Genomic DNA, 19,804 nt, shown 5'->3' with positions numbered 1-19,804 from the left:
TTCGCCTATGAAACATGAGGGCCCAGACTTTGCCGGGCACATTATACGAGGTTGGACGCGCCCGCCTAGTGGAACGAACCGGACCACTAGATCGACCAGGAGCTCTGGTCGTAATTGAACAGGCTGCCGCGTTCGATGAGGAGTTTTTCGACCTCCGAGGCGAGTTCCTCGGTGCTTCTGCCGACTGTCTCCAGATGAAGCTCCGGGTGTTCCGGCCGCTCATAGGGAGAATCGACGCCGGTGAAATTCTTGATCTCGCCGCGCAGCGCCTTGGCGTAGAGGCCTTTCGGATCGCGCCGCGCGCATTCCTCGAAGGGCGTATCGACGAAGATCTCCATGAACTCGCCATCGGACAGCAATTCGCGCACCATCCGGCGCTCGGAGGCGAAGGGCGAAATGAACGAGACGAGCACGATCAGGCCGGCATCGACCATCAGCTTCGCCACCTCGCCGACGCGCCTGATATTCTCGACGCGATCCTCCTCGGTGAAGCCCAGATCCCGGTTCAGCCCATGGCGCACATTGTCGCCATCGAGGATGTAAGTGTGCTTGCCGAGCGCGGCGAGCCGTTTTTCGACGAGGTTGGCCACCGTCGATTTGCCGGAGCCCGACAGGCCGGTGAACCATAGAACCGCCGGCTTCTGGTCCTTGCGCGCCGCGCGCGAGGCCTTGTCGACGTCGAGCGCCTGCCAATGGACATTGGAGGCGCGCCGCAGCGCGAAATCGATCATGCCGGCGCCGACGGTCGCGTTGGTCAGCCGGTCGATGAGGATGAACGAACCCGTGGACCGGTTGGAACCATAGGCGTCGAAGACGACCGCTTCCTGCGTCGAGACATTGACGACGCCGACTTCGTTGAGGTCAAGCGACTTGGCCGCTTCCTGGGCGAAGCTGTTGATATCGATTCGGTATTTGAGGTCGGTGATCGTCGCCGTCACCTGGTCCGTCTCGGTGCGCAGGATATAGGAACGCCCCGGTATGAGCGCCTGCTCGGCGAACCAGACGAGATGGGCGGCGAACTGGTCGGCGACATCCGGGCGGGCATCGGGCGCAACGAGCATATTGCCGCGCGAGAGCTCGACTTCATCCTCGAGCACCAGCGTCACCGCCTCGCCCTCGCGGGCCAGCTCCAGATCGCCATCCATGGCGACGATGCGCTTCACCCGCGACGATTTCCCCGATTTCGCCACGACGACTTCATCGCCCGGCGCGACGGAACCCGAAGCGATGGTGCCGGCAAAGCCGCGGAAGTCGAGATTGGGCCGGTTGACATATTGCACGGGGAAGCGGAAGGGCTTCGCCTCGTCGGCATCGTCCAGCGGCACATCCTCCAGATATTGGAGCAGCGCCGGGCCGTCATACCATGTCATGTTCTGCGAAGGGGCGATCACATTGTCGCCGAAGCGGGCCGAAAGCGGGATGGCCCTTACGGATTTGAATCCGAGACTGCCGGCAAATTCCTGATATTCCTCGACGATCCGCTCGAACACATCCTGCGAATAATCGACGAGGTCGATCTTGTTGACCGCCAGCACGATATTGCGGATGCCGAGCAGCGAGGCGATGAAACTGTGGCGCCGCGTCTGCCGCAGCACGCCCTGGCGCGCATCGACGAGCACGATGGCAAGGTCCGCCGTCGAAGCGCCCGTCGCCATGTTGCGGGTATATTGCTCGTGTCCGGGCGTATCGGCGACGATGAACTTGCGCTTCGGCGTCGAAAAGAAGCGATAGGCGACATCGATGGTGATGCCCTGCTCGCGCTCCGCCTCCAGCCCGTCGACCAGGAGGGCGAAGTCGATATCCTCGCCATTGGTGCCATGCTTGCGGCTGTCGCGGTGCAGTGCGGCAAGCTGGTCCTCGAAGATCAGCTTCGTGTCGTAGAGAAGCCGGCCGATCAGCGTCGATTTTCCGTCGTCGACGGAGCCGCAGGTGAGGAAGCGCAGCAGCGATTTCTTCTCCTGCTCCGCCATGTAGGCATTGATATCGAGCGCGGCGCCTTCGGCTTCCTGTGCCTGGTCGATCTGGGCAAGACTGTTCATCAGAAATAGCCCTCGCGCTTCTTCTTTTCCATTGATCCGGCCTCGTCCCTGTCGATCATGCGCCCCTGCCGCTCGGAGGTGCGCGCCACCAGCATCTCGCTGACGATCTCCGGCAGCGTCGTTGCGGTCGATTCCACCGCGCCGGTCAAAGGATAGCAGCCAAGCGTGCGGAATCGCACCATTTTCTGCTGCAGCACCTCGCCCGGCAAGAGGTCCATCCGCTCGTCGTCGCGCATGATCAGCATGCCGTCGCGCTCGACCACCGGCCGCATCGCCGCATAATAGAGCGGGACGATCGGTATCTTCTCCTGCAGGATATATTGCCAGATATCGAGTTCGGTCCAGTTGGAGATCGGAAAGACGCGGATCGATTCGCCCTTGGCGACGCGCGTATTGTAGATCTTCCACATTTCGGGGCGCTGGTTCTTCGGGTCCCAGGAATGCTGCGCATTGCGGAACGAGAATACGCGCTCCTTGGCGCGGGCCTTTTCCTCATCCCGGCGCGCACCGCCAAAGGCGGCATCGAAACCGTATTTGTCGAGCGCCTGGCGCAGGGCCACCGTCTTCATGATGTGGGTATGGGTGTTGGAACCATGGATGAAGGGGCTGATGCCCTGCTCCACGCCTTCCTGGTTGCTGTGCACCAGGAGGTCGAACCCGAGCCGCTGCGCTTCTGAATCACGAAACGCGATCATCTCCTTGAATTTCCAGCGACTGTCGATGTGCAGGAACGGAAATGGCGGCTTGCCCGGATAGAAGGCCTTCATGGCCAGATGCAGCATGACGGAGGAATCCTTGCCGATCGAATACATCATGACCGGATTGGCGAAGGTCGCCGCGACCTCACGAAAGATATGGATGGCCTCGGCTTCGAGACGCTGAAGATGCGTCAGATTCTTGCCCATGAATTCCCTGTCCAATTACAACAGGACCCTCGCGCGATGTTGCACGATGGCCCGAAACCTATTTGCCGAATTCAGCACATATCCGGCGTGGCGGCAAACATAGGGGAAGACTATTCCATAGTGAAAGGATGGAATATCCGGCGAATGGAATAATGCGCCAATTATTTTCCCAATGGACGCGGTTTGCAGAACGTCATTCTCGCCGGCGCCGGAGCGGGAATTCGAGTTTTTCAAGACTTGCCGCGCGTAGAAAAATGATCCGGGCAGAAACCGGGCCATGGACCGTGCCGCAGAACTGGATATCGGAGGGGGAGGATCTGGCTGGGGCGGGAGGGTTCGAACCTCCGAATGGCGGTACCAAAAACCGCTGCCTTACCACTTGGCTACGCCCCAATCGGGTCAGGATGATTGGTTTGACAGCGCGGCTTATAGCTGCTGGCCTCGGCTTGTGCAACGTGAATGATCGGCCAGTTTGTCGCTTCTCACAATTGTTTCGGCGTTATTTTCATGACAAGGGTTCAGCATCATTCGCTTATGAGGTCTCGACGTGTCGGCAATCACCCTTCCCTTCCTGGCGGCGGCCCTGGCAAGCGTGGCGCTGCTCGCCGCGCTGCGGCGGTTCCTGCCGCGGGGCTTTCTCGTCGCGGCCGTCAACGAGCGCTCCAACCATTCGCAGCCGGCGCGGCAGATCGGCGGCCTCGCGCTGGTGCCGGTCATCCTCGTCGGCCTCGTGCTGTTTGGCGGCGCCGCCGGCCTGTCGGCGCATTTCCTCTTCCATGTCTGCCTCGCGGCGCTGCTGCTCTGGATCATAGGCTTTCTCGACGATCGCCATCACCTGCCGGAATATGTCAGGCTGACGGCGCAGGCGGTCGCATCCATTCTCGCCATCCACGGCCTCGGCGCGGATTTCCAGCTGCTGCCCGAGGTTCTGCCTCTCCTCGCCGAGCGGGTCCTGCTGGTGATCGCGCTGATCTATTTCATCAACCTGACCAATTTCATGGACGGCCTCGACCTCATGGTGGTGTCGGGACTCGGCATCCCGCTCCTCGCCGCCGCTGGCCTTGCCGCCGTCGGCCTTGCAGCCATGGGCGGCGGGCTGATCGCGGCGCTGGCGGCGGGCGCGCTGGCGGGCTTTGCCTTCTTCAACCGGCCAAGGGCGCTGATATTCCTCGGCGATTCCGGCAGCCTTCCGCTCGGCCTCCTGAGCGGGCTCGTATTCTTCATGCTGGCGCGCGATATCTCGATCTGGATCGGCCTCGTGCTGCCGCTGTTCTTCATCTGCGACGCGACATCGACATTGATCCTGCGGCTGCTGGCGGGCGAGAACATCTTCGCGGCACATTCGAAACATGCCTATCAGCTCGCGAGGCGGGCCGGCTGGCCCGTCTGGCGCATCATCGGCAGCGTCGCCGTCCTGAACCTGCTATTGATCGTCTGCGCCGTGGCAATGGCCGATGGCGGCCTCCACCGGCCGGCCATCTTCGTCGGGGCACTCGTCCTCACCGGCATTGTCCTGCGCGCATTGCGAACCCGCAAGCCGCGCGCGCCCTAAAGCCCGGCGTGCTCGAACAGCAGCTTGCGGACGCCTTCCGCATCCTGCGCCGCGATCAGTTCCCGCAGCCCTGCAATCGCCGGCGAGAGGTGATCGAGCGAGTTCACGCGGCGCTTGGCCTGCATGATCTTCGGGTGCCGCGTCGCCGAAACGCCCTGCGGATCGTAGAACAGTTCCTCATGCAGCTTTTCGCCGTCGCGGATGCCGACCGTGACGATCTCGATGTCGCCATCCGGATGCTGCGCATCCTTGACCGTCAGCCCCGCGAGGAGAATCATGTTCTCGGCGAGATCGCGGATACGCACCGCCTCGCCCATTTCGAGCAGCAATATATCGCCGCCATGGGACAGGGCTCCGGCCTGGATGATCAGTTCCGCCGCCTCGCGCACCGACATGAAATAGCGCGTCATCTCGTCATGGGTGACGGTGAGCGGCCCGCCATTGGCGATCTGTTCGCGAAAGAGCGGAACGACCGAACCGCTCGAACCGATGACATTGCCGAAGCGGACGGAGGCGAATATCTGCCCGGTGCCGGCGGCGCGCGCCATATCGCCCTGCTGGCGCACGAGCAGCTCGGCCCAGCGCTTGGTCGCGCCCATCACATTGCTCGGCCTGACGGCCTTGTCGGAGGAGATGAGCACGAAATTGCGCACGCCCGCCTCGCGCGAAAGCCGCGCCAGCACTTCCGTCCCGAGCACATTGTTGCGTGCGCCCTCGACGGCATTTTCCTCGACGAGGGGAACATGCTTGTAGGCCGCGCAATGATAGACGTTCTCGACCTCATGGCTGGAAAGCACCTTGCGGATCAGCGCTTCGTCGCTGATCGAACCGAGGACCGGCACCACTTCGCAATCGCTGATGACGTTGAGTTCGCGGTGCAGCTGGTAAATGCCGTGCTCGTTGACGTCGAACACCACCAGCCGCGCCGGGGCGAGCTTGACGATGGTGCGGCAGAGCTCCGATCCGATGGAACCAGCGGCGCCGGTAACGAGGATGACGCGCCCCTCCACCGTCTTGTCGAGCAGCGCCGGATCGGCCGGAACGGGAGAGCGTCCGAGCAGGTCGTCGATGTCGATGTCGCGCAGATTGCTGACGATGTACTTGCCGGCGGTGAGGTCCGAGATCGCCGGCAGGATGCGTACCTTCACGTCGCGGGATTTGAGCCTGCTGATCAGCCGGCGGCGCTCGGTGCCGCCAACGGCGGATGTCGTCACGATCATCTCGTTGATACCGAGATTCTCGATCAGGTCGTCAATCCTGTTTGTCGGATAGACCCGGATGCCGAGAATATCCATGCCCTGAAGGCTCGGATCATCATCGATGAACCCGGCAACGAAGACCTCGTTCTGCGACCTGAGGGCATTGGCCAATTGCCGCCCGGCATCGCCGGCCCCGAAGATCAGGCACTGGCGCTCCAGGCTACGGGCGCCCAGCGGGCTCCACAAGACCCAGCGCGCGGCGAACCGGCTGCCGCAGATGAAGGCGATGCTGATCACCCAGTAGAGAAACGGAACGGCGCGCGGCACGCCTTCGGCCCCGGTCATCTGCGTGATGAATGCGAGGCAGACCCAGAGAATGACGGAAATCGTCACCGTCTGGATCATGGTCCAGATCGCTTTATCCGGCAGGTAGCGGATGACGGCGCGGTAAAGGCCGAGGCGGATGAAGATGGGAAGCGCAATGATCGGCGCGGAAACGATGAGCAGGAACTGTTCGGTATTGGGAACGAAGATTCGCCCCAACCTCAGCGAATAGCTGAGCCAGACGGCAGCCGATAGCCAGATCATGTCGAAAATGACAAGCAGGAGTTGCTTGTAGCGACGCGGCATCATCGCGATGCTTTGCCGGAGTTTTTCCAATTTTGTGTTTCCCTCAACGTCGGACAGGCCGGATCAGTAGCATAGGGCGGCATAAAAGCAATGCTTTCATCCCCCTGTCGGCCGCAGATGGAGGATAGATGGCAACTTATCCCACCGCTTCTGCGAGGGCTTAGAATGCGGGCGTAACCAACTGGAAAAGGTCCAACATGGAACAGACGCCCAACCTCAAGCTTCCCTATATCGCGCCGTCGCAGGCGCAGAAGCACGTCACCCACAATGAGGCGATCCGCGCGCTCGATGCGCTGGTGCAACTCTGCGTGGCCAGCCGCGACCTGAGCGCACCGCCGGATGCAGCAGCGGAGGGAGAAAGACACATCATCGCCGCGCCGGCGACGGGCGCATGGAAAGGCAGGGATGGCTGGCTCGCGGCCTGGCTCGATGGCGGCTGGTTCTGCTTTCCGCCACAGGAAGGCTGGCACGCCTGGGTGGCGGGTGAAGGACGCTCCGTCGTCTTCCACAAGTCCCGCTGGATGGAGGCAGGCGGGGATGCCAGGGCCTTGCCCCGCCTCGGCATCGGCGCCGATGCGGACGATTACAATCGGCTCGTGGTGCGCGGCAAGGCCAGCCTGTTCGACGATGGCGGCGATGGCCATGAATTGAAGCTCAACCGGGCGCAGGCGGGCGGCAAGGCCTCGATCCTGTTTCAGACCGGCTATAGCGGCAGGGCCGAAATGGGCACGATCTTCGGGCCCGACTTCTCGATCAAGACCAGCGCGGACAATGCCACATGGCACGAAGCCATGGTCGCCGATACCGCAACCGGCGCTGTGCGCTTCCCCTCCGGCGTCGTCCATGCCCGGACCGGCAAGACTCTCTCCGGCCTCATATTCCTGCCGGAGCCGGAGCCGGTATTCGTCCCCGCCATCCCGGCAAGCGCGACGGTGGAACATGTCGCCCCGGACGCGATAGGCATTGCGGAACAGGCGGGTTTCTTCCCGGCCGGATTGCGCACGTCCATCCTGCTGCGGCTATGGAATGTCTCGCTGTCGCCCGCCATTCCCGCCTGGTTCGGCTCTGATCCCGCCACCGGCGCGCTGCGGCCGATCGAACCCGCGCAGATCGCCGAATGGCGCAGAGGCCATCTGTTGCACCTCGCCGGGCCGGACGGGACGATCGCGCTCGACATTTCGCCGGTGATGCAACGCGCTGTCGGCACGGTCCTCGCGCAGGCGGGCGTGCTGCTTGCCGCGGAGACGGGCGATGTTTCGCTTCCCTGCGCGGAAAAATCGCCGGTTTCGGCCAGCAATCTCGTCCATATCAGGGCGGATGAGCGCCGCAGCCTGCGCCTGCGGGGTCTTTATGGCTGAACAGCGGATCAGCTGCCGCGATAGGTGGAATAGGACCAGGGCGTAACGAGCAGCGGGACGTGATAATTCGCGCCCGCATCAGCTATGGCGAAGCGCACGGGAACGTCGTCGAGGAACGGCACGGCGTCCGCCGGCGCTCGCTTCGCGCCGAAATACTCGCCGACATGGAACGTGAGTTCATATTGGCCGGGGATCAGATCAGCCGCCGCAAGCAGCGGCTGGTCCGTCCGTCCGTCGCTGTTGGTGACGGCGGTGACGAGCAGATGGCGCACGCCTTCCGGATCGAGGCGATGCAGGGTTATCCTGATGCCTTCGGCAGGAATGCCGGCACTCGTATCGAGAACATGGGTCGACAGTTTTCCCATTATTGCTGTTCCTCCAGCAGGTCGCGCAGACGGAAGCCGGCAATGCGGCCGATCTGGCTCAAGGCCTCTTCCGTCTCCGCTTCGATATCATTCGCCAGCCGCTGGCGGAACGAAGCAAGGATCGAATGCTTGTCGTGGCCGCGCACCGCCAGGATGAACGGAAAGCCGAACCTGCCGCGATATTCGTCGTTGAGCCGATGAAACTCGGCAAACTCGGCTTCGGTCAGCCGATCGAGACCCGCGCCGCGCTGTTCGCCCGTCGATTCAGCGGTCAGCGCGCCGGCCAGCGCCGCCTTGCCGGCAAGGTCCGGATGGGCGCGGATGAGGTCGAGCTGCGCCTTGCGGCCGGCACGGGCGACAGCGCCGTTCATCGCCTCATGCAGGGCATCGACGGAGGCGAAAGGCCGTGCATCGGCAACGGCCTCGGCCACCCAGGGCGAATGTTCGTAGATGCCGGCCAGCGCAGCGACGAATGCGTCGCTTTCCGCCGAATTCAGGCTTTCGAGCTTCACAACGGCGCTCCTTGTTTTCGGGATTTGGCAATGCCGACAGCGCGCAGCACCGCCTCCGGCGTTGCCGGTGCATCAAGGTCGGGCACATCGCCATCGATCGACGCTATGGCGTCGCGAATGGCCAGCCAGACCGATATGCCGAGCATCAGCGGCGGCTCGCCGATCGCCTTGGATCGATAGACCGTCTCCTCGCGATTGGGCAGATTGTCGAGAATACGCACGTTGAAGGCCGGCGGCACATCGCGCGATCCGGGTATCTTGTAGGTGGATGGACCGACGGTGCGCAGCTTTCCGGCGCCGTCCCACCACAATTCCTCGCAGGTGACCCACCCCATGCCCTGGACGAAGGCGCCTTCGATCTGGCCAAGGTCGATGGCGGGATTGAGCGGCGATCCCACATCCTGCAATATGTCGGCGCGCAGGCAGCGCGTCTCGCCGGTCAATGTGTCGACAGCGACTTCCGCCACGGCAGCGCCATAGCTGAAATAGAAGAACGGCCGGCCCTTCATGGCCTTGCCGTCCCAATGGATCTTGGGCGTCGCATAATGCCCCGCTTCGGAAAGCTGCACCCGCTTCGCCCATGCCAGTTTCGCCAGTTCGCCGAACGAAATCGATTCATTGCCGGCATGGACGCGGCCCTCGCGGAAGAGGATGAGTTCCTCCCCGACGCCGAAATGTTCCGCGGCCACCCTGGTCATGCGCGCCTTGATGGCCGTCGCCGCCTTATAGGCCGCCATGCCGTTGAGGTCCGATCCGGTGGAGGCCGCCGTGGCGCTGGTATTCGGCACTTTCCCCGTCGCCGTCGATGAAATGCGCACCATGTCGAGATCGACCTGGAACACCTCGGCCACGACCTGCGCCACCTTGACGAACAGGCCCTGCCCCATCTCGGTGCCGCCATGGTTGAGGAAGATGGAGCCGTCGAGATAGACATGCACCAGCGCACCGGCCTGGTTCAGCGATGTGAGGTTGAAGGAAATGCCGAACTTGACCGGCATCATCGCCAGACCCCGCCTGATCACGGGATCGGCGGAATTGTGCCGGTCGATCTCCGCGCGCCGCTGCTGCCATTCGGACGAGGCGAGAACCGCCTCGGTGACCTCGACGAGCCTGTTATCTTCGACCTTCTGCCCATAGGGCGTCATGTCGCCGGTGTCGCTGCCGTAATAATTGACCCCGCGCACCCTGTTCGGATCGAGCTTCAGCTTGCGGGCGATGGTGTCGATCACGGCCTCGATGGTGATGATCCCCTGCGGCCCGCCAAAGCCGCGAAACGCCGTATTGGAGACCGTATTGGTCTTGCAGGCATGGCCGGCAAAGCGCGCATGGGCAATGTGATAGGCATTGTCGGTGTGGGTGAGCGCACGGGTAATGACGGGCCCGGTAAGGTCCGCGACATTGCCGGCGCGGGCCAGATATTCGGCCTCCAGCCCATGGATGCGGCCCGTTGCATCGGTGCCGACGCGCCAGTGCACGACGAAATCATGGCGCTTGCCCGTCGCCGCCATGTCGTCGCGGCGCTTCAGCCGCAATTTGCAGGGCCTGCCGGTTTTCACCGCCACCAGGGCCGCTGCACCGGCGATGATCGTCGGCTGGCTTTCCTTGCCTCCGAACCCGCCGCCCATGCGGCGCACCTGGCATTCGACCGCATTGGCGTGAATGCCGAGGATGCCGGCGACGTGATGCTGCACCTCCGTCGGATGCTGCGTGGACGAATGCACCAGCATTTCGCCATTCTCGCCCGGAATGGCATAGGCGATGTGGGTTTCGAGGTAGAAATGGTCCTGCCCGCCCATGCGAAGCGTGCCGGAAAATACGTGGGGGGCGGCATCGATGGCCGTCGCTGCATCTCCGTCCACCACTTCCTGCAGCGGCACCACATAATTCTTGCGGCGGTGCGCTTCTTCGATGTCGAGCACCGGATCGAGCTTTTCGATGTCGAGCCTGACGCGTTTCGCCGCCCGGTAGGCGGTTTCGAAATCACGCGCCGCGACGATGCCGATGACCTGGCCCTCATGTTCGAGGATGGTTTCGGCGAAAAGCGGCTCGCCCGTATGGATCGGGCCGACTTCATTATGGCCGGGCACATCGCCGGCGCTCCAGAAACCGGCGACGCCCTCCATGGCGAGCGCTTCGCCGGCATCGACGCCCTTCAGCCGGCCATGGGCCACCGGCGAAAGCACCAGCGCGCCATGCAGCGTTCCCGGCAGTTCGGGCATGTCGTCGATATAGGCGGCCTCGCCCGCCACGTGACGAGCAGCCGAATCATGGGCGATGCCCTTGCCGACGATCGAGCGCTGGACGATGCGCGCCGCGGTTTCGCTGCTCATAGCGCCATGACCTCCACGGTCTCGCCGCCGACGTCCCTGTGGAAGCGGCGGACGAGATTGGCGGCGACCTGAAGCCGGTAGGCCGCGGTGCCGCGCCAATCGGTCAGCGGCTCGAAGCCGGAAGATATGGCGGCGGCGCAGGCCTCGATCGCCCGTTCGTCGAAACTGCTGCCGACCAGGGCCGCCTCGCCGGCCACGGCGCGCATGGGAACGGCGGCCATGCCGCCAAAGGCGATACGGGCCTGGCGGACCTGCCCCATCTCGCGCTGGATCGAAAAGGCGCCGCAGACGGTCGATATGTCCTGGTCGTAGCGCTTGGATATTTTGTAGACGCGGAATTCCTGTCCCTCGCGCGGCTTTGGTATCGAGACGGAAGCAATGACCTCGCCCGCACGCAGCGCCGTCTTGCGATAGCCGGAGAAGAAATCCTCAAGCGCCATGAAGCGGTGGCCGGTGAGCGAGGCGAGCTCGATTTCGGCACCGAGCGCGATCAAGGCGGGCGGTCCATCGCCGATAGGGCTCGCCGTGCCGATATTGCCGCCGATCGTGCCCATGGAGCGGATCTGCGCCGAGCCGAACCGGCGAATGAGCGTTGCCAGCGACGGGTAGAGCGGAGCGACGCTGCCGAGCACTTCTTCCCATGTCACCGCCGCGCCGAAACTCAAATGATGCTCCGTCTCGCGGATGGCGCGCAACTCGCGCACCCGGGCGAGCGATATGACCTCGTTCCATTCACCATGATAATCGGCAAGCGCAACGCCGAGATCGGTGCCGCCGGCAAGCAGCACCGCATCCGGCTTTTCGCCCCGCAACGGCAGGAGCTCGTTCAGCGAGACCGGCTGGTGAAAGGCGGCGCCTTCCGCCTCCAGCAAGCCGGGCTGCAGCGCGGCGACCTCGGCGGCGCCGGGTCCGGCGATCGCGGCGCCCCCGCCGGCGACGACCTTGCGCGCGGCCTCGACGATCGGTCGATAACCGGTACAGCGGCAGAGATTGCCCGCCAGCGCATCATGGATGGCCTCGTCATCGGCATCCTTGTTCGCTGCCGTGAGGCCTGCCAGAGAAATGACGATGCCGGGGGTGCAGAAGCCGCATTGCGACGAGCCGTTTTCCGCCATCGCCGCCTGTATCGGATGCAATTCGCCCGCCTTCAGCCCCTCCACGGTCACGACCGCGCGGCCATCGACCTGCCCCATGGCGAGGATGCAGCTATTGGCGGCATGGTAGCGCATGTCGCCGTCGTCCGGGTCGCCGATGAGGACCGAACATGCGCCGCAATCGCCCTCCGCGCAGCCCTCCTTGGTGCCCGTGAGGCGGGCGGAAAGGCGCAGCCAGTCGAGCACCGTCATGTCCGGCCGGACCGATGCCTCCTGCTTCCTGCCATTGAGAAAGAACCTTATGGAATTTGCCATGTATCCAGCTTCAACCGGCGTGGCGCAGCCGTCAAGTGGGCCCGGACGCCAATCCCGCGAACTATTTTCGGGCGCCGGGAAGCCTTTTTCCGCCATGGGTGCGAACCGAACTATGCCGGATCGAGCCGCGCTATCCTGAATTTGCTCCCGGCAAAGAAATGCTCTTCGAGATTGTCGCCTGCGCCGCCGCGATCGACGACGAGAAAGGCCGAATTCTCCCCGAGGGCGATCAGCGGATGATGCCAGACGTTGCGGCCATAATTGACGCCCTGGTCGCCGCGGCACAGAAAAGCTCGCGGCCGGCCGGGAACGCCATTCTCGTCCGGCGCGACCACGGCCAGGAACGGCCGCGCCTGCAGCGGATAGAAGGCCTGGCTGCCGAACGGGTGACGTTCGAGCATCTCGATCGTGATCGGCGGCGAGAAGGCCTGGCCGACAAATATATTGACGAGGACGCGGGCGTCCGGCCCGGCAATATCGACCTTGGCAAGATCGTGGAAGCGCTCGGTGCTGCCGCCATTGATCAGGCGCATCTGCGCGCCCTCCGTCTCGATCACATCGCCGAACGGCGCGAACGCCGCCCTGGTCAAGGGCTCCACCGTGAGGTCTTCGACACTCATGGCTGCGACGGCCGATGATGTTCGTGCCAATGACGGGCGATATCGACGCGCTGCGCCACCCAGACCTTGTCGTGCTGCTGCACATAATCCAGGAACCGCTCCAGCGCCGCCGCGCGGCCGGGCCGGCCGACCAGGCGGCAATGCAGGCCGACGGACATCATTTTCGGTGCGCCTTCGAGGCCCTCGCGGTAGAGGACGTCGAAACTGTCCTTGAGGTAGCAGAAGAACTGATCGCCGCTGTTGAAGCCCTGCGGCGTGGCAAAGCGCATGTCGTTGGCGTCCAGCGTATAGGGCACGATCAGATGCGGCCCCTTCGGCCCCTGCACCCAATAGGGCAATTCATCGGCATAACTATCGGCCGAATAGAGAAACCCGCCCTCTTCCATCACCAGTTTCAATGTCTGGCTGGACGGCTTGCCCTGGTAGATGCCGAGGGGACGGGAACCGGTGATCTCCGTATGAAGCCTCACCGCCTCCAATATGTGTTCGCGCTCGCGCTCCTCGGAAAAGTCCTTGTATTCGAGCCAGCGCAGGCCATGGCTGGCAATCTCCCAGCCCGCTTCCTTCATGGCGGCGACGGCTTCCGGATTGCGGGCCATGGCAAGGGTGACGCCATAGACGGTTACCGGCAGGGAGCGGCGCGTGAACATGCGCCACAGGCGCCAGAACCCGGCGCGCGCGCCATATTCATAGATCGATTCCATGTTGAGATTGCGCTGGCCCGGCCAGGGCTGGGCGCCGACGATCTCGGAAAGCAGGCTCTCCGAGACGGGATCGTCATCGAGAATGCAGCTCTCGCCGCCCTCCTCGTAATTGACGACGAATTGTATGGCGAGCTTGGCGCCCTCCGGCCATTGCGGGTCCGGAGGGTTGCGCCCATAGCCGACGAGATCGCGCGGATAGGCCTGCAAGGACGATCAACCGCGCTTGAGCAGCGCGCCGACGGCAGGAACCGCAAGCGCGGCGAGAACGAGCTTGAGCACATCGCCGAAGATGAACGGGCCGACGCCGAAGGCCAGCGCCCTTTCCGCACCGAAGAGATAGGCCATCCACAGGAAGCCCATGCCGAGGATGATGATCTCGCCGGCGGCCATGGCGAGCCCCAGCCGCAGCGGATTGCGGGTGAAACCGATATCGGCAGCCTTGCCGATCACCCAGGCGGCGACGAGATAGGCGAGAAGATAGCCGCCGGTGGGGCCGACCATATAGGCAAGGCCGATGCCCTTTTCCGGCGTCCCGGTGAAGACCGGCATGCCGAGCGCGCCCTGCATGAGATAGAGAGCCATGGTCGCCACGGCAAGGCGCGAGCCATAGGCCGCGGAGATGGCGAAGACCGCGAATGTCTGCATCGTCACATTGACGAACACCATGTCCACCTTGGTCTTGGCGGCAAGGGTCATGAGCGCCGAACCGACCAGGGCGAGGCTGACATACCAGACCGCCTTGGCGATTTGCGATTCGGGCTGGAACGTCTCGGCGAGCGAACGGGTCTGGGCGGTATTCATTCTCTGGTCCTCCGGGCTGGCTTTCACCACTTGATGCAAACGGTATATTAAGGAACATGCCGCACCGCAATACGCCATTTGTAGCACAAGGACCTTCCCCGCATGTCTCTGGTTTTCGACAATAGCTTCGCCCCGAATTATGGCGAGGCGGTAGAGATCGCACCTGCCATACGGCGGATGACGGTGAACAACCCCAGTCCCTTCACCTTTCACGGCACCAATTCCTATATCATCGGACGCGACACGCTCGCCATCATCGATCCCGGCCCGCTGGACGACCACCATCTTGCCGCCCTGCGAAGGGCGATCGGCCCGCGCCCGGTCAGCCACATCTTCGTCAGCCACACGCATCGCGACCACTCGCCGCTCGCCGAGACATTGCGCCGGGAAACGGGGGCGCTGGTCGTCGCCGAGGGTCCGCACCGGCCGGCGCGGCCGCTCCACACCGGCGAGGTGAACCTGCTCGACGCCAGCGCCGACACGGAGTTTTCGCCCGATATCGAGGCCGCCGACCAGTCGCTGATTGCCGGGGATGGCTGGACCATCCGCACGATCCACACGCCGGGACACACCGCCAATCATGCCGTCTTCGCGCTGGAAGGAACCGGCATCGTCTTTTCCGCCGATCATGTCATGGCCTGGTCGACATCGATCGTCGCGCCGCCGGATGGCTCCATGTCGGACTACATAGCCTCGCTCGACCGCATGCTGGAACGCCGCGACCGCGTCTATTTCCCCGGCCATGGCGGACCCGTCACAAAGCCAGGCGCCTTCGTCAGGGGCCTGAAAACACACCGCAAGATGCGCGAGCGCGCCATTCTCGAGCGCGTGCGTGCCGGCGACCGGACCATTCCCGCAATGGTCAAAGCGATCTATCGCGAAACCGATCCGCGGCTGCATGGCGCGGCCGGCCTCTCGGTATTGGCGCATCTGGAGGACATGGTGGCGCGCGGCCTGGTGCAGACCGAGGGCAACCCCGCCATCGACGGCATCTACTCGTAGCTATCCGTACCTATTGCCTGTCCGGTCAGGTCGGGTCTTCCGCCGGCGACCGCGTCGTTTCCTCTTCCGGCTGCGCCCCCTGCACCTCGGCGTCGAGCGCCGTCATGAAAGCCGCGATGCGGTCGGCATTCTCGCCGAGATCATGAATGCCATAGCGGGAGACGGAGCGCATATCGACATAGGTCGTCTCGCTCTCGTCGCTCAGGCGGATCGCCACGTCGCTGGTGAAGCCGAGCAGCCAGGTGCGGGCGACGACCTGCACGAGGATTTCCTCGTCCTCGCCGGGCTCGCCCTTCTGCTGTACGATCGTCCAGCCATTATTGGCGATCACCGTCTTCACGGCGGTCAGGATACGGTCCGGCGAGCCGTCATAGCGCCGGCCGGTCACCTGCGGATAGGCGGCGGTCTGCAACTGCCGCGAGGCGCGATCGCTCACCAGCGGGTTCATCCGCTCGGTTCGGCCCGACGCCGCGAAGAGCGACGGCGGATCGACGATATCGGTCGAGACGTCATAGATCGTCGGCAATGCCAGGATCTGGTAGAGGGTTGTTGCGAAGGGAACGAGGACCAGCAAGGCGACAATCGCGCCCCAGAACGCCTTGGAGAAGCCGATATCGCCGCGCCGCCACAGGCTGGTGAAGCCCTTCATCGCGAGGAGCAGCGCCAGGATGGCCATGGTGCCGACGATCGCCAGCAGCCACAGGAACTCCGGCGTCTCGATGCGCTCGAACCGATGCCCCAGCCCCGACAGCACGAAGAGAATCACCGCGAGAAAAGCGATGCGAACCGACCATCGGGCCGAGATGGAGTGACGGCGGCGAATATGCGTTCGCATGGGTTCCTCGTATCAAGCGCTTCACAGCTAACCCCAATTGGCATTCCAGACAAGCGCCAGACGCCCGTGCCGCCACGGAACAATCGCCATCATGTATGCCATTCACAATTTATGAATGTATCGCGTTGCACAAACCTGTCATCATTCCGCCATGTGATTTGGCGGATTGCCGCAAACAATGGAGGATGAGGGCCTGTCGCAATCGGGAAACAACAAGAACGGGCTTGAGAACAGCCCGCAGATAAACGAAACGATCTCGCTCGAGATGGTCGAGGTGGAACTGGCGCTGGGCGCACAGGACATCGTCACCCAGGGCTTCGAGGAAACGCTGCGCAAAGCCGCGGATCTTGTCGGCGGCAAGCTGATATTCAACGTCCGCGCCGAGGAAGACAGCGATCATCAACGGATCGCGGCCATCGCCATTTCCGATGGTTCCGCCGAACAGACCGTCTATGTGCTCCTCGCCAATGACGGGCTGACAATGACCGTGACCTCCGACAAGAGTTCATTCCACCGCGGACTGCCGCAACTGTAGAAAGTCACCGCCTCTTCGCACCGCTTCCGACGGCGTCCCTCTTTGCTCTTTGAGGGGAGTCTGGTTAAGCTCGCTCAACCAGACAAGACGGAGTGATTTGAAATGGCCAGCATGCCCCTTACCAATGTCCAGCAGCGCGACATGGACGCCCTCCTCCATCCCTATACGCCCCTGCACAAGCTGCATGAAAACGGCCCGCTGGTGATGGGCCAGGGCAAGGGCGTCTATCTCTACGATACGCAGGGCAAGGAATATATCGAGGGCATGTCCGGCCTCTGGTGCGCCGGCCTCGGCTTCGGCGACGAGGAGATGATCGAAGCGGCGACGGAGCAGATGCGCACTTTGCCCTATTATCACCTCTTCGGCGGCAAGGGCATGGAACCGGCGATCGAGCTTGCCGAGAAACTGAAGGAGATCGCACCGGTGCCGATCTCCAAGGTCTTCTACACTTCCTCCGGCTCGGAAGCGAACGATACGCAGGTGAAGCTGGCCTGGTATTACAACAATGCGCTCGGGCGGCCGAAGAAGAAAAAGATCATTTCGCGGGTCAAGGCCTATCACGGCGTCACCGTCATGGCGGCTTCGCTGACCGGCCTGCCCTATAATCACAAGGGCTGGGATCTGCCCGTCGAGGGCGTCCTGCACGCGGATTGCCCGCATTATTACAGGTTCGGCCTCGAAGGCGAGAGCGAGGCCGAATTCGTGCAGCGGCTGGCCGCATCGCTGAAGGACATGATCGAGCGCGAGGGGCCGGACACGATAGCCGCCTTCATCGCCGAGCCGGTCATGGGCGCCGGCGGCGTGCTGGTGCCGCCTTCCGGCTATTTTGCCGCCATCGAGCCGATCCTGCGCGAGCACGACATTCTGATCATCGCCGACGAGGTGATCAATGGCTTCGGCCGTACCGGCAATTGGTGGGGCAGCCAGAGCGTCGGCATGACGCCCACCACCATTTCCGCCGCCAAGCAGCTGACGGCCGCCTATTCGCCGCTCGGCGCCGTGCTGGTGCCGGAGGATGTCTACCAGGCCTATGTCGACCACAGCGCCGCCATCGGCACTTTCGGCCATGGCTTCACCTATGGCGGGCACCCGGTCGGCTGCGCGCTGGGGGTCAAGGCGATCGAGATCTACCAGCGGCGCAACATCGTCGATGAGGTGCGCAAGCTGACGCCGACATTCGAGGCAAGGCTGGCCCGGGTCAGCGACCATCCGCTGGTCGGCGAAGTGCGCAATTGCGGGCTGATGGGCGCCGTGGAACTCGTAGCCGACAAGGCGACCAAGCGGCCGTTCAACCCCGCCGATGGCGTCGGTCCGGCCCTGGCGCGTTTCCTCGAGGGCCATGGAGCGGTGCTGCGCGCCGTCGGCGACGCGATCGCCTTCTGCCCGCCGATGATCATCACCGAGGACGAACTGAACGAATTGTTCAACCGGTTCGAGCTCGCCCTGGCCGATACGGAAGCCCTGGTCTCGACGCAGGATCTGCGCGCGGCGTAACATCCGGCGGCGGAGGCGAAGGCCTCCGCCCCGTCTCCTGTTTGCGGCCGTCTGCTATTTGCGGCCTAGCGGGCCTTGAGGAAATCGCCGACTTCGAGCACGACGAATTCGGTATCGTCAGCCCGGTCCACCGCACGCCCGGCCGAGAATGGCAGGTTGTTGTCATTGCCGACGATGATATGCGTGGCATCCACCACGTCGACGTTCTCGATGGTGACGAACGGCATGCCATAATAGCCGTCGCCGCCGCCCTGGCGCTTCTTGCCGTCCGGATCGGCAATCTTCATCAGGTCGATATAGCCGATCTTGCGCGCGGCTTTGCCGACTTCGGCATCCGACATTTCGATCTTGTAGATGCGCTTGTGCTTCGATGGAGCTTCGAAGCAATCGGCTTTCGGTGCCTTCGGGTCGGCGCATGCCTTGGCCGCGGTGCCGGCGCCATTGTCCCGCTCGATGACGAGGGCGGTGGTCGCATCGATCATGTTGAAATCGCCGATGGCCTCGCCGCCGGCCGATAGCGGATAGAGCCAGGAACGGCCCGTCCAGGCTTTGTCCGCGACATTGAACTCGATGATCCTGAGGGCAGGCATGCCATCGACCTTTTCGACAGTGCCGTCCTCGCCGAACAGCGGGCCTTCCAGCAGCGCATAGAGCTTGCTGCCATCCTTCGACTGGGCGAGGCCTTCGAAGCCACCGGAGCGCTTCAGGTTGAAGGCCGGGTTTTTCAGGCTCGGATTGGCGGGCAGCCCGATGGCCGGATTGTCTGGCGAGCGCACCGCGATATCGCCGACCATGGTCGGCACGACATCGGTGACCTTGCCGTCGCGGCTAACCTTGACGAGATAGGGGCCGAACTCCTCGCCGAGCCAGAAACCGTCCTCGACCGGCTGAATGGATTCGACATCGAAATCGCTACCGGTCAGATAGCGGCTGTCGCTGCCTTCCATCACGATCGGAAATGGCACTTTACGGTCCGGGTCGCGCAGGAATATGGTCTCGCGGCGATCGACGACACCCTTGTCCCAGTCGAAGGCGACATGGTGCAGCATCAGCATCGCATCCGGCGAATTGAACTTGCTGCCGAAGCCATTGTCCGAAAGCGTCCAGTAGGTGCCGTCGCCGATTGCCTTGATACCGGAAAAGCCCTGCAATGGCTGGCCCTGGAACGGCATCGACAGGCCGGTCAGGCGTGCGCCATCCTTGCCGGGGACCGTGCCCATGCCTTCGGCGCGCTTGCGGTCGGGCGTGGTGAATTTCCCCGATGTCTTGAGGTGCTCCGGCGCGTCGTTCGGCGCATCGACCATGGTATTGGCGGGAAGGATGGCCTGGGAGACGAGCTTGGCGTCAAATTGCCGTTCGTCGGCATGGGCAGCCGTGATCGCCAATGCCGAAGCAATAATGGAAAGAAATATCGGTCGCATGAATTCACCTGGGAGTTGAACTTTAATCATCTCCACCGGCATAGGTGTGCCAAATTACAGCCGTTTGTTGTTTTCATGAAACATTTACAACGC

17 protein-coding genes and 1 tRNA gene are annotated in these 19,804 nt (G+C 63.2%); 5 read left to right on the top strand and 13 right to left on the bottom strand.

The features are described from left to right. Nucleotides 1–86: 86 nt before the first annotated feature. The 3 genes from cysN to OSJ75_RS20475 all read right to left on the bottom strand — a co-directional run bounded on the left by cysN (nucleotide 87) and on the right by OSJ75_RS20475 (nucleotide 3,337). Nucleotides 87–2,039, bottom strand: a complete 1,953-nt coding sequence (cysN, locus tag OSJ75_RS20485; RefSeq protein WP_267229304.1) for a sulfate adenylyltransferase subunit CysN — start codon at nucleotides 2,037–2,039, stop codon at nucleotides 87–89. Beyond that, complete coding sequence (gene cysD, locus OSJ75_RS20480; RefSeq protein ID WP_250014760.1) at nucleotides 2,039–2,944, bottom strand: sulfate adenylyltransferase subunit CysD; 906 nt, start codon at nucleotides 2,942–2,944, stop codon at nucleotides 2,039–2,041. The genes cysN and cysD overlap by 1 nt, the downstream gene beginning before the upstream one ends. A 318-nt stretch (nucleotides 2,945–3,262) precedes the next feature. Continuing rightward, nucleotides 3,263–3,337: transfer RNA gene (locus tag OSJ75_RS20475), tRNA-Gln, on the bottom strand. A 154-nt stretch (nucleotides 3,338–3,491) separates the two neighbouring features. Here OSJ75_RS20475 and OSJ75_RS20470 point away from each other — a divergent pair. Continuing rightward, complete coding sequence (locus tag OSJ75_RS20470; RefSeq protein ID WP_267229303.1) at nucleotides 3,492–4,496, top strand: glycoside hydrolase; 1,005 nt, start codon at nucleotides 3,492–3,494, stop codon at nucleotides 4,494–4,496. On the opposite strand, the gene OSJ75_RS20465 is transcribed toward OSJ75_RS20470, so the two are convergent. Further along, nucleotides 4,493–6,328 carry a polysaccharide biosynthesis protein gene (locus OSJ75_RS20465; protein WP_250015427.1) on the bottom strand — a complete coding sequence of 612 codons (1,836 nt, stop codon included), beginning with the start codon at nucleotides 6,326–6,328 and terminating at the stop codon, nucleotides 4,493–4,495. The two genes, OSJ75_RS20470 and OSJ75_RS20465, sit on opposite strands and share 4 nt — an antisense overlap. A 194-nt stretch (nucleotides 6,329–6,522) precedes the next feature. On the opposite strand from OSJ75_RS20465, the gene OSJ75_RS20460 reads away from it, so the two are divergent. Continuing rightward, complete coding sequence (locus OSJ75_RS20460; protein WP_267229302.1) at nucleotides 6,523–7,683, top strand: DUF2793 domain-containing protein; 1,161 nt, start codon at nucleotides 6,523–6,525, stop codon at nucleotides 7,681–7,683. An 8-nt stretch (nucleotides 7,684–7,691) separates the two neighbouring features. Here OSJ75_RS20460 and uraH read toward each other — a convergent pair whose 3' ends face one another. From uraH to OSJ75_RS20425, 7 genes are all read right to left on the bottom strand, one after another. Further along, entirely contained in the window at nucleotides 7,692–8,048 is a 357-nt protein-coding gene (uraH, locus tag OSJ75_RS20455; protein WP_267229301.1) for a hydroxyisourate hydrolase, read from the bottom strand. Further along, nucleotides 8,048–8,560, bottom strand: a complete 513-nt coding sequence (gene uraD / locus OSJ75_RS20450; protein ID WP_267229300.1) for a 2-oxo-4-hydroxy-4-carboxy-5-ureidoimidazoline decarboxylase — start codon at nucleotides 8,558–8,560, stop codon at nucleotides 8,048–8,050. The genes uraH and uraD overlap by 1 nt, the downstream gene beginning before the upstream one ends. Then, the gene (xdhB, locus tag OSJ75_RS20445; RefSeq protein WP_267229299.1) at nucleotides 8,557–10,890 is read right to left on the bottom strand and encodes a xanthine dehydrogenase molybdopterin binding subunit; all 2,334 of its coding nucleotides are present in this window, start codon (nucleotides 10,888–10,890) and stop codon (nucleotides 8,557–8,559) included. Before xdhB ends, uraD begins: the two co-directional genes overlap by 4 nt. After that, the gene (xdhA, locus tag OSJ75_RS20440; RefSeq protein ID WP_267229298.1) at nucleotides 10,887–12,299 is read right to left on the bottom strand and encodes a xanthine dehydrogenase small subunit; all 1,413 of its coding nucleotides are present in this window, start codon (nucleotides 12,297–12,299) and stop codon (nucleotides 10,887–10,889) included. Before xdhA ends, xdhB begins: the two co-directional genes overlap by 4 nt. Nucleotides 12,300–12,409: 110 nt before the next feature. Beyond that, nucleotides 12,410–12,919 carry an ureidoglycolate lyase gene (locus OSJ75_RS20435; protein WP_267229296.1) on the bottom strand — a complete coding sequence of 170 codons (510 nt, stop codon included), beginning with the start codon at nucleotides 12,917–12,919 and terminating at the stop codon, nucleotides 12,410–12,412. Continuing rightward, on the bottom strand, nucleotides 12,916–13,830 hold the full coding sequence (puuE, locus tag OSJ75_RS20430) for an allantoinase PuuE (protein ID WP_323748402.1): 915 nt from the start codon (nucleotides 13,828–13,830) through the stop codon (nucleotides 12,916–12,918). The genes OSJ75_RS20435 and puuE overlap by 4 nt, the downstream gene beginning before the upstream one ends. A 6-nt stretch (nucleotides 13,831–13,836) precedes the next feature. Next, nucleotides 13,837–14,424: a biotin transporter BioY gene (locus OSJ75_RS20425; RefSeq protein ID WP_267229295.1), complete on the bottom strand. Its 588-nt coding sequence runs from the start codon at nucleotides 14,422–14,424 to the stop codon at nucleotides 13,837–13,839. Nucleotides 14,425–14,526: 102 nt separating this feature from the next. On the opposite strand from OSJ75_RS20425, the gene OSJ75_RS20420 reads away from it, so the two are divergent. After that, the gene (locus OSJ75_RS20420) at nucleotides 14,527–15,426 is read left to right on the top strand and encodes an MBL fold metallo-hydrolase (RefSeq protein ID WP_267229294.1); all 900 of its coding nucleotides are present in this window, start codon (nucleotides 14,527–14,529) and stop codon (nucleotides 15,424–15,426) included. Between the two features lie 25 nt (nucleotides 15,427–15,451). On the opposite strand, the gene OSJ75_RS20415 is transcribed toward OSJ75_RS20420, so the two are convergent. After that, on the bottom strand, nucleotides 15,452–16,261 hold the full coding sequence (locus tag OSJ75_RS20415; protein ID WP_250014778.1) for a DUF1499 domain-containing protein: 810 nt from the start codon (nucleotides 16,259–16,261) through the stop codon (nucleotides 15,452–15,454). Between the two features lie 178 nt (nucleotides 16,262–16,439). Between OSJ75_RS20415 and OSJ75_RS20410 the strand changes: the two genes are divergently transcribed. Then, complete coding sequence (locus OSJ75_RS20410; RefSeq protein ID WP_250014779.1) at nucleotides 16,440–16,796, top strand: hypothetical protein; 357 nt, start codon at nucleotides 16,440–16,442, stop codon at nucleotides 16,794–16,796. Nucleotides 16,797–16,898: 102 nt separating this feature from the next. Further along, nucleotides 16,899–18,290, top strand: coding sequence for an aminotransferase (locus OSJ75_RS20405; protein ID WP_267229293.1), 1,392 nt, complete (start codon nucleotides 16,899–16,901; stop codon nucleotides 18,288–18,290). A 65-nt stretch (nucleotides 18,291–18,355) separates the two neighbouring features. Here the strand turns inward: OSJ75_RS20405 and OSJ75_RS20400 are convergent, their stop codons facing one another. Beyond that, nucleotides 18,356–19,711, bottom strand: coding sequence for an esterase-like activity of phytase family protein (locus tag OSJ75_RS20400; RefSeq protein ID WP_267229292.1), 1,356 nt, complete (start codon nucleotides 19,709–19,711; stop codon nucleotides 18,356–18,358). Nucleotides 19,712–19,804: the final 93 nt, after the last annotated feature.

This window comes from Phyllobacterium sp. 0TCS1.6A (genome assembly GCF_026420825.1).
In the GTDB taxonomy this organism is placed as follows: domain Bacteria; phylum Pseudomonadota; class Alphaproteobacteria; order Rhizobiales; family Rhizobiaceae; genus Phyllobacterium.
This window is presented reverse-complemented; position numbering and strand designations above follow the sequence as displayed.

What these genes read in the sequence shown, in the direction of transcription:
- cysD (WP_250014760.1), bottom strand. Translation starts at nt 2,944, where the DNA reads ATGGGCAAGAATCTGACGCATCTTCAGCGTCTCGAAGCCGAGGCCATC.
- OSJ75_RS20420 (WP_267229294.1), top strand. Translation starts at nt 14,527, where the DNA reads ATGTCTCTGGTTTTCGACAATAGCTTCGCCCCGAATTATGGCGAGGCG.
- OSJ75_RS20460 (WP_267229302.1), top strand. Translation starts at nt 6,523, where the DNA reads ATGGAACAGACGCCCAACCTCAAGCTTCCCTATATCGCGCCGTCGCAG.
- OSJ75_RS20415 (WP_250014778.1), bottom strand. Translation starts at nt 16,261, where the DNA reads ATGCGAACGCATATTCGCCGCCGTCACTCCATCTCGGCCCGATGGTCG.
- OSJ75_RS20435 (WP_267229296.1), bottom strand. Translation starts at nt 12,919, where the DNA reads ATGAGTGTCGAAGACCTCACGGTGGAGCCCTTGACCAGGGCGGCGTTC.
- cysN (WP_267229304.1), bottom strand. Translation starts at nt 2,039, where the DNA reads ATGAACAGTCTTGCCCAGATCGACCAGGCACAGGAAGCCGAAGGCGCC.
- xdhB (WP_267229299.1), bottom strand. Translation starts at nt 10,890, where the DNA reads ATGAGCAGCGAAACCGCGGCGCGCATCGTCCAGCGCTCGATCGTCGGC.
- OSJ75_RS20405 (WP_267229293.1), top strand. Translation starts at nt 16,899, where the DNA reads ATGGCCAGCATGCCCCTTACCAATGTCCAGCAGCGCGACATGGACGCC.
- xdhA (WP_267229298.1), bottom strand. Translation starts at nt 12,299, where the DNA reads ATGGCAAATTCCATAAGGTTCTTTCTCAATGGCAGGAAGCAGGAGGCA.
- OSJ75_RS20465 (WP_250015427.1), bottom strand. Translation starts at nt 6,328, where the DNA reads ATGATGCCGCGTCGCTACAAGCAACTCCTGCTTGTCATTTTCGACATG.
- uraH (WP_267229301.1), bottom strand. Translation starts at nt 8,048, where the DNA reads ATGGGAAAACTGTCGACCCATGTTCTCGATACGAGTGCCGGCATTCCT.
- OSJ75_RS20425 (WP_267229295.1), bottom strand. Translation starts at nt 14,424, where the DNA reads ATGAATACCGCCCAGACCCGTTCGCTCGCCGAGACGTTCCAGCCCGAA.
- OSJ75_RS20400 (WP_267229292.1), bottom strand. Translation starts at nt 19,711, where the DNA reads ATGCGACCGATATTTCTTTCCATTATTGCTTCGGCATTGGCGATCACG.
- OSJ75_RS20410 (WP_250014779.1), top strand. Translation starts at nt 16,440, where the DNA reads ATGGAGGATGAGGGCCTGTCGCAATCGGGAAACAACAAGAACGGGCTT.